At 43.4% G+C, this 14724-nt stretch carries 12 protein-coding genes and 1 pseudogene; 9 read left to right on the top strand and 4 right to left on the bottom strand.

The window, feature by feature from the left end; translation table 11 throughout:
* Window positions 1-26: 26 nt before the first annotated feature.
* From HNR53_RS05440 to acnA, 9 genes are all read left to right on the top strand, one after another.
* Window positions 27-833, top strand: coding sequence for an enoyl-CoA hydratase/isomerase family protein (locus HNR53_RS05440; protein WP_343065277.1), 807 nt, complete (start codon window positions 27-29; stop codon window positions 831-833).
* Complete coding sequence (locus tag HNR53_RS05435; RefSeq protein WP_184523610.1) at window positions 799-2262, top strand: MmgE/PrpD family protein; 1464 nt, start codon at window positions 799-801, stop codon at window positions 2260-2262. The genes HNR53_RS05440 and HNR53_RS05435 overlap by 35 nt, the downstream gene beginning before the upstream one ends.
* Window positions 2263-2296: 34 nt before the next feature.
* On the top strand, window positions 2297-3130 hold the full coding sequence (locus tag HNR53_RS05430) for a fumarylacetoacetate hydrolase family protein (RefSeq protein ID WP_184523608.1): 834 nt from the start codon (window positions 2297-2299) through the stop codon (window positions 3128-3130).
* Between the two features lie 119 nt (window positions 3131-3249).
* A complete protein-coding gene (locus tag HNR53_RS05425) occupies window positions 3250-3438 on the top strand; it encodes an aspartyl-phosphate phosphatase Spo0E family protein (RefSeq protein ID WP_184523606.1) in 189 nt (62 codons plus the stop codon).
* 145 nt (window positions 3439-3583) lie between these two features.
* The gene (locus HNR53_RS05420; RefSeq protein WP_184523604.1) at window positions 3584-4723 is read left to right on the top strand and encodes a cupin domain-containing protein; all 1140 of its coding nucleotides are present in this window, start codon (window positions 3584-3586) and stop codon (window positions 4721-4723) included.
* 33 nt (window positions 4724-4756) lie between these two features.
* On the top strand, window positions 4757-5941 hold the full coding sequence (locus HNR53_RS05415; protein WP_184523602.1) for an FAD-dependent monooxygenase: 1185 nt from the start codon (window positions 4757-4759) through the stop codon (window positions 5939-5941).
* A gap of 134 nt (window positions 5942-6075) precedes the next feature.
* Window positions 6076-7287 (top strand): CaiB/BaiF CoA transferase family protein, encoded by a 1212-nt coding sequence (locus HNR53_RS05410; protein WP_184523600.1) that lies wholly within the window; start codon window positions 6076-6078, stop codon window positions 7285-7287.
* 14 nt (window positions 7288-7301) lie between these two features.
* A complete protein-coding gene (locus HNR53_RS05405; RefSeq protein ID WP_184523598.1) occupies window positions 7302-8240 on the top strand; it encodes a hydroxymethylglutaryl-CoA lyase in 939 nt (312 codons plus the stop codon).
* Between the two features lie 29 nt (window positions 8241-8269).
* The gene (gene acnA / locus HNR53_RS05400; protein WP_184523596.1) at window positions 8270-10918 is read left to right on the top strand and encodes an aconitate hydratase AcnA; all 2649 of its coding nucleotides are present in this window, start codon (window positions 8270-8272) and stop codon (window positions 10916-10918) included.
* Window positions 10919-10981: 63 nt separating this feature from the next.
* Here the strand turns inward: acnA and HNR53_RS05395 are convergent.
* The 4 genes and pseudogenes from HNR53_RS05395 to HNR53_RS05380 all read right to left on the bottom strand — a co-directional run.
* Window positions 10982-11089 (bottom strand): annotated as a pseudogene (locus HNR53_RS05395) (Lrp/AsnC ligand binding domain-containing protein); the annotation flags it as partial.
* 217 nt (window positions 11090-11306) lie between these two features.
* Window positions 11307-12272 carry a VOC family protein gene (locus HNR53_RS05390; protein WP_184523594.1) on the bottom strand — a complete coding sequence of 322 codons (966 nt, stop codon included), beginning with the start codon at window positions 12270-12272 and terminating at the stop codon, window positions 11307-11309.
* 298 nt (window positions 12273-12570) lie between these two features.
* Complete coding sequence (locus tag HNR53_RS05385) at window positions 12571-13758, bottom strand: acyl-CoA dehydrogenase family protein (RefSeq protein ID WP_184523592.1); 1188 nt, start codon at window positions 13756-13758, stop codon at window positions 12571-12573.
* 25 nt (window positions 13759-13783) lie between these two features.
* Complete coding sequence (locus HNR53_RS05380) at window positions 13784-14680, bottom strand: alpha/beta fold hydrolase (RefSeq protein WP_184523590.1); 897 nt, start codon at window positions 14678-14680, stop codon at window positions 13784-13786.
* Window positions 14681-14724: the final 44 nt, after the last annotated feature.

Here is a 14724-nt window from a genome sequence, read left to right as displayed (position 1 = left end):
AGATTCAAGAAAGGTGGGAGATTACTGTGAGGATAGTGAAAGAATCCTATGAAATGTTGCAGGTTGAATATAGAGGAGAAAAAAACGAAATTCTGGTTGTTACGCTCAACAGGCCTGAAGTCATGAATGCAATGAATACCAAAATGCTCGAGGAGAGGCTTTCGCTGTTTCGCGAGCAGGCCTACAACGAAGAGTTAAGATGCGTTGTAATTACCGGTGCAGGAGAAAGAGCGTTCAGTACCGGAGGCGATTTAAAGGAACGTAACGGAATGAGCGACGGCACGTGGAAACGACAGCATCATATCATTGAGGACTTGGTCCTGTTGACGCGGGATTTCCCAGTACCTATCATCGCCGCAGTGGAAGGATATGCACTTGCCGGAGGATGTGAATTGGCACTATCAACAGATTTTATTATCGCCTCGGAAAATGCCGTTTTCGGCTTGTCGGAAGCATTGAGAGGAATTTTACCGGGAGGCGGAGGGCTGCAAAATCTAGCCCGTGCGATAGGGGTACGTCGAGCGAAGGAGCTTATCTATACAGGCCGAAAAATTGACGCGGCATTAGCATATGAATGGGGCATAGTTAACCGTGTCGTTGCCAAGGGAAAAGCGCTGGAAACCGCTCTGGAATTGGCCAACATGATTGCAGAAACCGCTCCGATGGCTGTAAGAGCGGCAAAGGTCTCTATTAATCAGGGATCTGAAACAGATTATCATACTGCTTACGCTCTGGATATTGCAGCATACAACCAACTGGTAACATCAGAAGACCGGTTAGAGGGAGTGGCAGCTTTTAATGAAAAGCGTAAACCAAGATGGAAAAATCAATAACTTGATGACAAAGCTCACTGCTTTTATTACGGGAACATCCTATGAACAGCTTCCAGAGGAAATGGTGGAATTAGCAAAGCGGGCTGTGATTGATACCGTCGGGGTAGCCTTAGCCGGGTGGAATGAAACTGCCGTCGAAAAGGCAAAAAAGGTATATGTCTCGCAGGTGAGCGAGCAGGGTGGTGTCTCCTCTCTTTGGGGGGAGCCAGTGAAGACTGATTGCGATAAAGCAGCCATCATTAATGGAACGGCTTCCCATGTGTTGGATTATGACGATGCTTCTGTTGGTGTCGTCATCCATCCCAGCGCTCCGATTCTGTCTGCGATAACGCCTCTTGCCGAGAAGCTTAAAAGCTCGGGTAAGGAAGTCATTACGGCCTATAGTATTGGCACAGAAGTCATGATCCGCATTGGGCAGGTGATGGGAATCCGACATTATCATCTCGGCTGGCATGCAACCGATACATTGGGCACGATTGGAGCGGCGGCGTCTTCTTCCTATTTGCTTCATCTCAATGATGAGCAATGCTCCCATGCTTTGGCCATTGCTGCATCCATGACTGGAGGGCTGCAAAAGAATTTCGGCTCTATGACGAAGTCACTGCATGTTGGATTGTCAGCATCACACGGCATTCAGGCAGCACTCTTAGCACAACAGGGCTTTACAGGGAATACTGATATTTTTGGAAAACGCGGCTTTTTCATGGCATTTAGCGGCGGGGCCGACGAAGAGGAGACCCAAAAAACGATGGACTCCATCCTATTCGGACAGCCTTACGATATGTTAGAAGGACTATCATTTAAGAAGTTCCCTTGCTGCTTTGGTACGCACCGCTTTATCCAAGGTGCGCTGGACCTCAAAGAGGAGCATCAGTTGAGCCTAGAGGATGTAGAAGAAATTGTGCTTCAAGCACAGCCGAAAAGTCTCTTGCCTTTAGTTCATTCCAGGCCAATAACAGGATTACAGGGAAAGTTCAGTGCGGAATATACCGTACTGGCGGCGATAGCCGACGGATATGTGAAGCTGAGCAGCTTTGAGGATAATCAAGTGCTCCGTGCAGACATTCAGAAGCTGCTTCCTGCGGTCAAATTGTTGGAATTGCAGGAATCTGAGCTAGACAAGCAGCTTAATCGAAGATTAGCGGTAGAAATTAGAATAAAAACAAAGAATGGGCAAGTGTATGAAAAAACGGTTCAACACGCACCAGGTTCCAAAGAAAAACCGCTGAGTGAAGCAGAGCATCGTGGGAAGTGGAACAGCTGCTTAAGCCACTATGCCCAATCACTTAAACATGGCAGCATGGGGGTTATCGCTCATGAACTATATGATCAAGGTTTGCGAATCGACTCATACACATGCTTTAGTGATTGGATGAACGAGATATACAAACAATTGTATGATTATAAACCAACAAAACAGATGATTTGATTCATTAAGGGAATCAAATGGAAGGAGTATAATTATGAAAATCGCATTGTTCAACGAAAATCGCGTTGGTGTTGTCGATGGCAGCAATATAATCGATATTACTGAATTAACAGCTTGGAACAACGGGGAACCGCAAGCCTCCCTAGTCAGGCTAATGGGAGAATTCGAAGCTTTGAAACCAAAGATTGAAGCAGGTCTCAGCTCTTGCCCTGTATATCCTGTATCGGACGTAGCGCTTCGTGCTCCTGTTCCAAATCCAAGTAAAATCGTTGCAGCACCTATCAATTATATCCTGCACAAACAAGAGATGAACACCGCATTAACGGTGGACGGACTAGGCTTTTTCCTCAAATCGCCTTCTTCGATTATTGGGCCGGACCAAACGGTACTATTGCCGTTCAGAGACCGAAGAGTGGATCATGAAGCGGAGATTGCCTTCGTAGTCGGTAAAGAGGCCAAGGATGTAAAGGCGGAGGATGCGTCAAAGTACATCTTCGGGTATCTGGCATTAATGGACATTACGGTTCGCGGCAAGGAAGATCGCCCATGGCGCAAATCCTTCGATACATTTACCCCAATAGGTCCGTGGATTGTGACGGGTGACGAAGTGGAGAATCCAAACCAACTGCAGATGGATCTCTGGGTAAACGATGAAATTAGACAATCGGCTAATACAAGGGCTCTCATTTACGATTGCTATAAGTTCTTTGAGGCAGCATCCAGTGTAATGACGCTGCTCCCAGGGGATATTGTCACAACTGGTACACCGGAGGGAGTTGCCCCCATTGCAAAAGGAGATACTGTACGCATTCACATCGAAAGAATTGGTGAATTTCGCGTACAAGTAGACTACAAACCCGGCATTTAACCATATTATTTGTCTACTAATTAAATCATTCAAAACAGCTAAAGATTTAAAAGTAAAGCCATTATGTATTTAATATATCAATAGTTAACAAGAATGGAATGGCAACAGGGAGTATTCATATGGTTGATACGGAAAAAGATAGATTAGAACTAAAGATTAATGAACTGAGAAATAAAATGATCCGGTCTGCTGCAACAACTGGTTTAAATAGCCATCGAACCATTTATCATAGTCAGGAATTAGATAAACTCATCATGATTTATCAAAAACTTTTCTATAAAAAAAGAAACAAAAGAAATATTGTTTAATAGAAGTCAGAATATCTGAATATTGCAACTTCTAGAGGGGTTATTGCCCTTGCTTTTAAGATTCACTACTTATTTAGATCGCGATTAGATTCTACTTAAATGACTTTATTGTTACGGTACGTTATTAGGAAAGAGAGGAAGGTATATGTCGGAACATAAATCAAAACAACAATGGACACCAGAATTGCTGGATTTCCACCAAGAGCTGAAAGATAAGAATATGGGTCCATTATGGGCTTCAGTGTTCAGTTCATCTCAGCCAAAGCCGCGAGCGGTTCCATATTTGTGGAAAAAAGGGCAGATTCTCGGAGCCTTGGATAAAGCCAAGGCGCTGCTCGAGGTAGGTACGGGATCCATTGATCGGCGAGCCGTATATTTAATCAATCCAGGTATGAAGCATTTGGAGCCACATGGTTGGGGTGGGGCAACGCAAACGCTGTATGCAGCCGTTCAAGCGCTTAATCCAGGGGAAATTGCTCCATCTCACAGGCATATGACTTCAGCGCTAAGGTTTATTATGGAAGGTCATGGTGCATCCGGCATTGTGAACGGTGTGAAATATCCTTTCGAACCGGGAGATTACGTTATTACACCGGAGTGGTGCTGGCACGATCATGTTAATGAAGGAAACGAAACGGTCCTCTGGATGGACTGTTTAGATATCCCTTTCACTTCTGCACTGACAAGCTCCTTTTTTGAATTGTATCCGCAGGAGCAGCAACCGGTTGAATTTCCAGTAGATTACGGTACAAAGCGGTATGCGGGTGGTATGGTGCGACCAATTTCTGATCGCAAGCCTTCTCCCGCACCGCTTGGACGATATACATGGGATTTGACGAAGCAAGCCCTGGATGGACAAAGTGAATTTGCTCCAGATCCATTCGACGGATTCGCTGTGGAATATATCAATCCGTCCACAGGTAAAGACGCCAACGGAAGAGTAGGAGCGAGAATGCAAAGGCTGCCAATTCATTATAAGGGGAAAGCACATCGACATGTGCACAGCACGGTTTATCATGTGTACAAAGGCAGCGGATATACGGTGATGAACGGTGTTCGTTTCGATTGGGAAGAGGGGGATTTCTTCGCACTGCCGGTCTGGACATGGCATGAGCATGTGAATACATCTGCAACAGAAGAGGCATTTTTGTTCTCTACGAATGATCTGCCGATATTGGAGCCATTTGGCTTTGAACGAGAAGAGGCTTACACAGAAAATGATGGTTACCAGGAGATTCAATCTGTTTTTGAGCCTGAACTATCAGATGTGATAGCAATAGATTAGTAGAATCATAATTTAATTGATGGGGTGATGGTAATGGGAGAAGTTAAAGAGGTTATCGTTGTCGGCGGTGGAATCGGTGGTTTAGCCGCTGCTTACGGAATTGCTAAATTAGGAAAAAAAGTAACAATACTTGAGCAGGCACCACAGTTTGGTGAAGTGGGAGCTGGATTGCAGGTAGGTCCGAATGGCTTGCGGGCGCTTGATTCTTTGGGGGTCTTGGATGAAGTCTATAAGCAGGCGGTGTTTCCTCGCCGTCATGTGTTTATGGATGCGTTAAGCGGCAAGGAGCTATCGGCCGTACAATTTGGGGATTCCTTCCAAGAGCGCTTTGGATATCCGTACATCGTTATCCATCGTTCCGATTTGCATAGTGTGTTGCTAAAGGCATGTCAATCTTTAGATCATGTTTCATTCTTAACTAATCATAAATTGGAATCCGTTAAGGAATTCGCCGATTATGTAGAATTGCGTTGTGAAAACGGGGCGGTATTACAAGCGGAAATAGTGATAGGTGCGGATGGTATCCGTTCAATGACACGTAAACTAGTAAGTCAAGCGGATCCAGTTGTCTCTCAATATGTGGCCTATCGCTTTACTGTTCCTATGTCAGAAATGACGATTGATATCGATTGGGATGAGAAATTAACATGGATTGGGCCTGGCATCCATTTGGTTCAATATCCAGTACGTCATAAGAGTGTGATTAACCAAGTAGCCGTATTCAAAAGCTACAAATATAATGAGAACTCTGATGATTGGGGAACGGCGGAGGAGCTTCATCAGATGTTTGGTGAGAGCTATTCAACCATTAAAGAATCCCTGAAGTTCGCTGAAAACGGTATGATCACAAAGCTATTTGATATCGAACCGCTGGAAAAATGGTCAACTAATCGCGTGACATTGCTTGGCGATAGTGCACATGCGATGCTGCAATATCTAGCACAGGGGGCTTGTCAAGCCCTTGAAGATGCTGTTTGTTTAACGGAAAAATTGCGTGATAACGGTTCAAATATTGTAAAAGCATTGGATGAATATCAACAGGAGCGTATTCCAAGAGCGACACAGGTTCAACGAGGAGCAAGAACCTGGGGAGAAATCAAGCATGCTGAAGATTCGGTAACAAGGCTGCTGCGCAACACCATCATGCTGAATCGCTCAGCAGACGATTACACGTATTTGGATTGGTTATATAAAGAGAGAACTCTTACCACTGTTTGAAATTAAGGTGGCAGGTACTGCCTCAGATATTGTAAAGGCTATATTCCTTTTTACATCCGTGGATATAGCCTTTACGTATATCTTTTTCTAAAGAGAAATCATTTGATTAGATAAATGAAAGGGAGTGGTCATACATGAAATTCAATAAATTGAGAGGTCCCTTAGAGGGTATCCGTATTCTTGATCTGTCAACCGTTATTGCAGCTCCTTACGGTGCCACACTTCTTGGCGATTTTGGTGCAGAGGTCATTAAAGTTGAAATGCCCGATGTCGGTGATCCACTACGTAATCTAGGACCCTATTTTAAAGGAGAAGGATTAAGATGGCCAGGCATGGCGCGGAACAAGAAATCAATTACGTTGGATTTACACCAGGAAGAGGGCAAGGACATTCTGCGGAAACTGGTTAGCAAATCGGATATGGTCATTGAAAACTTCCGAACTGGTACATTGGAAAAATGGGGAGTTGGCTATGAAGATCTGAAAAAAATCAATCCTGATTTAGTCATGATCAGGGTAACAGGCTATGGACAGACCGGACCTTATTCACACAAAGCAGGTTTCGGCACACCCGCTACAGCCTTCAGTGGGTTTACGTATTTGCACGGCTACCCTGATCGCCCGCCAATTAGTCCATCTTTCTCCTTAACCGATTATGTGACGGGAATTTATGTTGCCTTTGCGGCGGTTACTGCCTTGTACCACAGGGATTGTCAAGATGAAGGAACAGGACAATACGTAGATGTCAGCTTATATGAATCAATGTTCAGAATGATGGAATTTTTGATCACGGACTATGATCAGACTGGCACCATCAAGGAGAGATCACCAGGATTGAGCGGCCATTCAGCACCGGCAGGGAATTTTCTAACTAAAGACGGACAATGGATCATTTTGGTTACGAGCTCCGATAAGACCTTTGAGCGCTTGGCAAAGGCCATGAGTCGGGAGGATATGCTAACGGATGAACGCTATCATACTAACTCAGTCCGCTTAACGAGATTTGATGAAGTGAATGGAATCGTTTCTGATTGGGTGAAAACGAAAACAAAGGATGAACTGCAGCATCTCCTCGACGAATGCGGCGTACCGATGAGTCAAATCTACAGCATCAAGGATATTTTCACAGATCCTCAGTATAATGCGAGGGAGAATATTGTTGAAGTTGAACATCCACGACTGGGTACAGTGAAAATCCCTGGTGTTGTTCCAAAATTTTCTGAAACACCTGGTTCCATCAGGCAAATTGCTCCAGATTTAGGCGAACATAATGATGAAATTCTAAAGAAACTATTGGAGTTGGATGAAGGCACCATTGCTAGTTTAAAAGAGAAAAAAGTGATCTAAAGGAGTGTTTGAGTTTGGCTAATAAAGAAGTTACGATTACCGAGGTTTGTCCAAGGGACGGGTTTCAAAGCGTCAGTGAATGGATTCCAACAGAAGAAAAAGTCAGAATAATCAATCAATTAATTGATTGCGGCTACAAGCAAATTGAAGTAACCTCTTTTGTGCATCCGAAAGCAATCCCGCAATTAAAGGATGCGGATGAAGTGTTGAAAAGAATGAAACGCTCAGAACATGTGAAGCTTCGAGCGCTTGTTCCGAATGTCCGTGGCTTGGAGAGAGCGATTGCAGCCGGGGTGGACAAGGTGAAGCTGATGCTGTCAGCTTCCGATTCCCATAGCATCAGTAATGCAAACTGCAAGACGGAAGAGGCTTTTCAAAAGTTTGTTCCATTAGTTGACCTTGCGGAAAAAAGCAGTATAAAGATTTCAGGGTCGATTTCTGTTGCCTTTGGCTGCCCCTATGAAGGTGAAATTCCAGTTGAACGTCTAGTGATGATTTGTGAACGATATCGTTCCTTAGGAATTAAGGAGGTTTCACTTGCGGATACAACGGGTATGGCAAATCCAGTACGAATTAAAAACAATGTTCGTGAATTAATGAGAAGTTTTCCAGACTTCACCTTTTCCCTTCATCTTCATAATACAAGAGGAATGGCATTTGCAAATGCCGTTGCAGGCTGGGAGGAAGGCATTGTTCATTTTGACAGCTCTGCCGGCGGATTGGGAGGCTGTCCCTATGCACCCGGAGCGAGCGGTAATATAGCTTCGGAGGATTTGATTCACGGATTTGAGGAAATGGGGATTCATACCGGTGTTTCTTTAGACAAAGTGTTGGAGGCGGCGAAGGATTTACAGCAAAGTCTTCCGCAATATGCAGACAGTTTTCTTCTGAAAGCGGGCAAATGCTCGGATTTATCTGTTAGTCTAAAGACTCAACAAAAGGTTAAATTATAGTTTAGTGTGGGAGAAATGGAGGATCTCGAGTGTATCAGCAAATGTTATGTACTGCCAATGGACCGGTTACGATAAACAGTCTGCAGGCGTTTGGACAAAGTGGAGCGGTGAATGTAAATGACTTGCCATACACAATAAGGATTTTGCTTGAATCGCTCATGCGAAATCAAAGCAGGCTTGGGCTTACAAAGGAGGATTTGATCCGGGTGGCTTCAGGCCTAAGCTCCAATGAACCGGTTGAAATACCGTTTCTGCCCACAAGAGTCATTATGCAGGACGCATCGGGTGTCCCGGCCTTAGTCGACTTGGTGTCACTTCGTCAACGATTAATGGAGGAAGGAATCGATCCCAATCATGTAAATCCCGTTATTCCCGTTGATTTGGTTATTGATCATTCGGTTCAAGTGGATGATTATGGAACGGCTTCGGCTTTTACAAATAATCTTCACAAAGAATATGAACGTAATCAGGAAAGGTATGAGTTTTTAAAGTGGGCACAGCAATCTTTTACAGGCTTTCGCGTTGTACCACCGGCAAGTGGCATCATTCATCAAGTGAATTTGGAATGTTTGACAAAAGTTGTACAAGTAACGACTCAAGATCATGGGAGAATGGCTCATCCTGAAATGGTCATCGGTACGGATTCTCACACTACGATGGTGAATGCGTTAGGTGTGCTGGGCTGGGGGGTTGGAGGAATCGAAGCGGAAGCGGCTATGCTGGGGCTCCCGGTTAGTATCTCTATACCTGAAGTGGTGGGTGTTGAAATTACGGGGCAGCTGAACGAGGGAGTGACGGCGACAGATGTTGCCTTAACAATAACTCAGCTTCTAAGAAAGCACAATGTCGTAGGCAAATTCGTCGAATTTTTTGGACCCGGTTTGAAGGGTCTTTCCCTTCCCGATCGGGCGACCATTTCCAATATGGCACCGGAATATGGGGCCACCTGCGGCTTCTTTCCGGTTGATGAGGAGACATTAAAATTTTTGCGCATGACGGGTAAACGAGATGATGAGGTTGAGCTTGTGGAGCGATATTGTAAAGCACAAGGATTGTTCCATTTTTCCGATTCCAACAAGAAGGGACCATCTTATTCCAACTTCATAACATTTGATTTACAAACGGTTGAAGCAAGTGTTTCGGGTCCAAGGAGACCGCAAGATAGAATGCAGATTTCTGCGGTGAGAGAATCTTTTCCCAAGTCTCTGTCACGCAGCTCTAATGGGATGAATACCCAGAGCACACCATTGAAGGACGGCTCTATCGTGATTGCAGCCATCACAAGCTGTACGAATACAGCAAACCCATATAATATGATAGGTGCAGGACTTTTGGCCAAGAAGGCGGTGGAGTACGGCTTAACCGTGCCTAAAACGATTCAGACTTCTTTGGCCCCTGGATCAAGAGCGGTTACAGCCTATTTACAAAAAGCAGGTCTACTTCCATATTTAGAAAAGCTGGGATTTTATCATGCCGGTTACGGTTGTGCAGTATGCGTTGGCAACAGTGGAAAACTGGGTGAAGAAGCGGAAAAAGCGATTCAGGAACATGAATTAACGGTTGCTGCCGTACTAAGCGGAAACCGTAATTTTGAAGGACGCATTCACGCCTTAGTCAAAGCGAACTATTTGGTCTCTCCTCCTTTGGTCATCGCTTTTGCCATCGCAGGAACTATGGATATTGATATGGCATGCGAACCGCTCAGTCAAACTTCATCGGGAAAAGATATCTATTTAAAGGATATTTGGCCGAGTTCTGAGGAAATTTCCAGCTTAGTAGATTCCACGATTACATCCGATGTTTATCGTGAAGCCTATGAAAACGTGTTTGAAGGAGACGAGAGATGGCGTAGTCTAAAATATGATGCTCAACCGATTTTTAGGTGGGATGATCAGTCTACGTATTTTAAAGCGTCTCCTTTCTTCAAAGTGGGACCCCAGGAACAACAGCCTGGAGATATTCATCAAGCCAGAGTCTTGTTAATGGTAGGAGATTCCATCACGACAGACCATATTTCGCCTGTCGGCCACATCCCATATGAAAGTACCGCTGGACAATACCTTGTTGAGCAGAACGTCGAACCCGCCAACTTCAATTCTTACGGTTCACGCAGAGGAAACCATGAAGTACTAGTTAGGGGTACTTTCGCCCATCCTAGGCTAAAGAATAAACTCATCGATAGGACAGGTGGTTATACCCTATATGTACCGAGCGGGGAAGAAATGGATGTCTATTCTGCATCTAGAAGGTACCAACAGGAACATACGCCGCTGATCATCTTAGCCGGCAAGGACTATGGAATGGGGAGTGCACGGGATTGGGCTGCTAAGGGTACCTATCTTCTCGGGGTCAAGGCGGTCATCGCGGAAAGCTTTGAACGAATTCACCGCAGCAACTTGGCTATGATGGGGATTATCCCGCTTCAATTTATGCCTGGAGAAAACGATGAATCGCTGAAGCTGACCGGTCTGGAAACATACTCCATCATCGGGTTGAACGAGCCGCTTAGTCCGTTACAAAAGGTGAGGGTTGAAGCGATTAAAGCAAATGGTTCAAGGATTTCGTTCCAGACAGTGCTTCGTTTGGATACCATGATGGAAATTGAGCTTTATTTGAAGCAGGGTGTTTTTCAAAGCATTCTGGGCCATTGGAAAGAGAAAAAGAGTTTGACTAGTTGACGATTTATAACCCATTATATAGACAGAGGAGAACTAATTATAGTTCTCCTCTGTTTCACTCTGTTGAAAAAGTCCTTTATATTCTCCCGTTATGCAATGACACTCTAAAACTTCGGGCATTGAATCTAATGCTTTCTCCAAGACTTCCAGCTGCTCAGTTTGATGAATATTCCTTCAACGAAGTGTGTTACTAAAAGAATAGTGAAGTATTGATTCTTTTTTTTATATCTTCAGCAATCGGGCGATTGTGAAGTAGAAAAGGACATAACATATTAGTCATATAAAATATGTTATGTCCTTTCATTTATCTACATTTATTTAATTTAGATCTTGATAACTGGGCAATACTCCTCTGTTTATTAGGAATGCCGATAGTGTGAGAGCCTTGTTATGCTTTTACTGGTTGGTCCCGGCTTACGTCGTCGCGTCGACGATCACCCCAATAGGTAGAGCCGTATTTCAAGTATTCTTCATAGCTCCATTTAATAGGCTCCCAATCTGGCTCAAAGATTAGGTAGCTATTTGTGAAAATTTCAACCCGCAGGCCGCTGCCCGGATCTTTTACATAAACATACATCGCCTGAGAAATACCATGTTTACCAGGTCCAACAAAACCAACTTCATTTTCACATAAAATGTCCGCCGCGCGTAAAATGTCTTGGGCGTTATCCATCCAGAAAGCGATATGATGCATTTGATTTGCTTCAACTGAAGGTTTCGTCATCATCGCCATATCGTGTACTAAATTTGTCACACTCATCCAGCCTACTACTTGTTTATCGTCAGAATTAACTAGGTATTCCCTCAATTTAAAGCCTAATGTTTCTTTTAAATAGTTTACAATGAGGTTATTATCTATCGATGTTTGCAGATTGACATGGTCAATGCGGCGTGGTGAAACACCTTTTGCCCAGGATTTATAGACTTGATTTTTCAGCACTGATTTGCGGTCTTCTGCTGCTGCTGGTTTTTCCATGTCGAAATAAATTTCGAAACGGTGTCCACTTGGTAATTCAAAACGGAGCGCTTTGCCTTGACCTGCTTCTTCACCAGCTTCAATCCAGCGTACCTCTGTTCCAGCATCCTCTAATAATCGGGCAAAATTCGCAACATCTTCACGGCGTTTTGCCTTCCAGCCAATATGATCGATATATGATGTTTCACCGGCTGTAATGGATAGGGTGTGGTGCTCAAAATCCCCCCATGCACGTAAATAATGTGTACCATTGACTTCACATGTTTCCTCTAAACCGATTACTTCTTTAAAGAACCATAATGATTTTTCTAAGTCCTTTGTGACTAAGGCAACGTGTCCTAATTTTGCAATTTCTGGCGCATAAATGAATTTTTCCATTAAATATTCACCTCATCGATGGTTATTTTTATATCTGGACATGTAAAATACGAATCTACTCTTTAAATCACCTTTTATTTTATTCAGCAAGTGTTTTTTGCGACGAGTAATCGCAGGAGCAGAGGTCCCCCACTTATATAAATGGTGGGATGAATGCAATATCTTTACCGATTCAGCGGGGGGTTAACCCCGGCTGAATAAAGTAAAGCCTCAGGAGGATGCCTCGATTTTTCAAAGTGAATTTTTCGAGCAAGCTCGAAAAAAATCGGGCGCAAATACGCAAGGTGTATTTGATAAATTATCCTTGAATGTTTGTATTAACTCCGAATAAATGTCTACCGTAACCTAACATGCCATCTTCATATAAAGAAGTAATATGTGTTCCGATTGCGATTAAATCACGAGTGAATAACTCTACTGGATGTCCTTTTAATAAGGCATGTCCGCCTAAAGTCAGTAGTGCTTTTACGCCAATTTGTGTACACTTATCGATAATTTCAGCACGGATTGCCTTATATTTTGCACCTTCGTATGGACCACCTTTATCTGTTTCCATCATGGTGATGTATTCAGTTAATAAAGCTTTAGCAGAAAGCATTTCAATCTTTAACTTAGCAAGCACACGTTGGCTTGTAGGAGAGTCTTTTTCGTTTACGCCAGTGAAGCGCACGCGACCCGCTGTATGCTTTTCGAATTCTTCAACTACACGCTCTGCGCCACCAACAGCCATTGCTGCGAACCCTACGTAGAAGCCAGGGTAAAATGGTGTGTTGTAGTATAAGTAGTCTTGATCGAAATCTTCATACGGTGGCTGGCTCTTTTCAATAATTTTGCTAAAGCGTAATATTGCATCAGGCTTAACAAATACTTCGTTGACGATTAATGTATTACTACCAGTTCCCCGTAGACCAAGGGGATCCCAATTTTTTATAAGCTCTAAATCAGACACTTTTAACAAAATACCTACACGCTCAGGCTTGTCATTGTCTTCAAATTGCATTATTGCACCAACGCCAACCCAGTCACAGAAATTGATGCCGCTTACAAAATGGTACTCACCAGAAACGACGTAGCCTCCTTCAACAGGTTCTACTTTTCCGACTGGTGCAAATACGTCGGCTACGAATCCTCCTTGATTAATAACTTCATCTCGAATATGCTTTGGATAGTAGCATACCCAAGAGTTGTGCGCTGAGAAGAAGTATGTTAACCATGAAGCAGATAAATTATAGTAACCAACTGTACTTACCATATCAACGAATGTACGCCAATCGAGTTGTGGATAACCAAACTCTTTTGGTAAAATTAAACGGTGAATTTCTTCCTCGCGAATAATATCTGCAACGCATTGAGAAATTGTCGAGTTGTTATCTGCTTCCAACGCACCTAACTCCGCAGTTTCACCGATACGTTTTGCTTTTTGCATAATTTCCTCATAAAGAGCTTTGTTTTCAATAAGTCCTTTGTTTTCAATTACTGTTTCCATTGTTATCATTCCTTTCAAAAATAGTTTATTGTGCTGTAACTGCTTGATCTTTTTCTGCTGCTAAAAAATCAATGACAAGTTTGTTCACGATTTCCGGTTGGTCAGTTTGTGCTTGGTGACCGCAGTTTTCGATATAATCGAATTTGATATTTGGTAATAGCTTCTCAAGCTTATAACCTGTTTCCACTGGTGCGACAGCATCTTGGTTACCCCAAATGAATAAGCCAGGAATTTTTAATTTTGGTAATGAATTTTTAATGCAGTAACGATCCCAAAGCTTTGGTTCTTCATTCATTCTTGCTAAGTAAGCATCGAACGCTTGATTTGATTTCTTTACACCTGGGCGAGTTGCTGCTTGATGCCGTAGTTGAATGAGTTCTTCAGGAATGACTATGTCATCACTTGAATTGCGATACATAAATTTTCGTAAAGATTCTTCTGTATAGTCGTAACCAATCACTTCTAAGAAAGAACGCAGCTTTCTTTCTGGTACTTCTTGCATCGCTTGATAAATGGTATTACTGCCGATGTAAACAACCCTATTTACTTTTTCAGGGTGGTCAATTGCATATTTAGCTGCAATGTAAGCACCTTGTGAGTTGCCGACAAGTGATACTTCATCCAGGCACAATGCTTCAATAAAATCATGTACATGATCCACTAAGCTTTGATGGCCATTTACCGGCCATGCGTGAGGGCGTGCATCTGTAAAGCCCATTGATAGTTGATCGACTGCGTATGCGCGGAAGCCAGCTTTTGCTAATGCAGGTAACATAAAACGCCAACCCGCTGCGCCGCAAGCTCCAGGTCCAGCGCCGTGTAGTAAAATGACAGCTGGTCCTTCTGTACCTGCCCACGAATAGTGTGTACGAACCCCATTCGCTAACACCCAGCTATTATGAAAACCTTCAAAAATTGACATGAATTTTTACCCTCCATGGTTTTGTTTGTTTTTGATTATGTTTA

Origin of the sequence: Bacillus benzoevorans (genome assembly GCF_014207535.1) — a bacterium.
GTDB lineage: Bacteria > Bacillota > Bacilli > Bacillales > Cytobacillaceae > Bacillus_BD > Bacillus_BD benzoevorans.
Note: the sequence above shows the minus strand (reverse complement) of the source record. Positions and strands in the feature narration are given on the sequence as shown.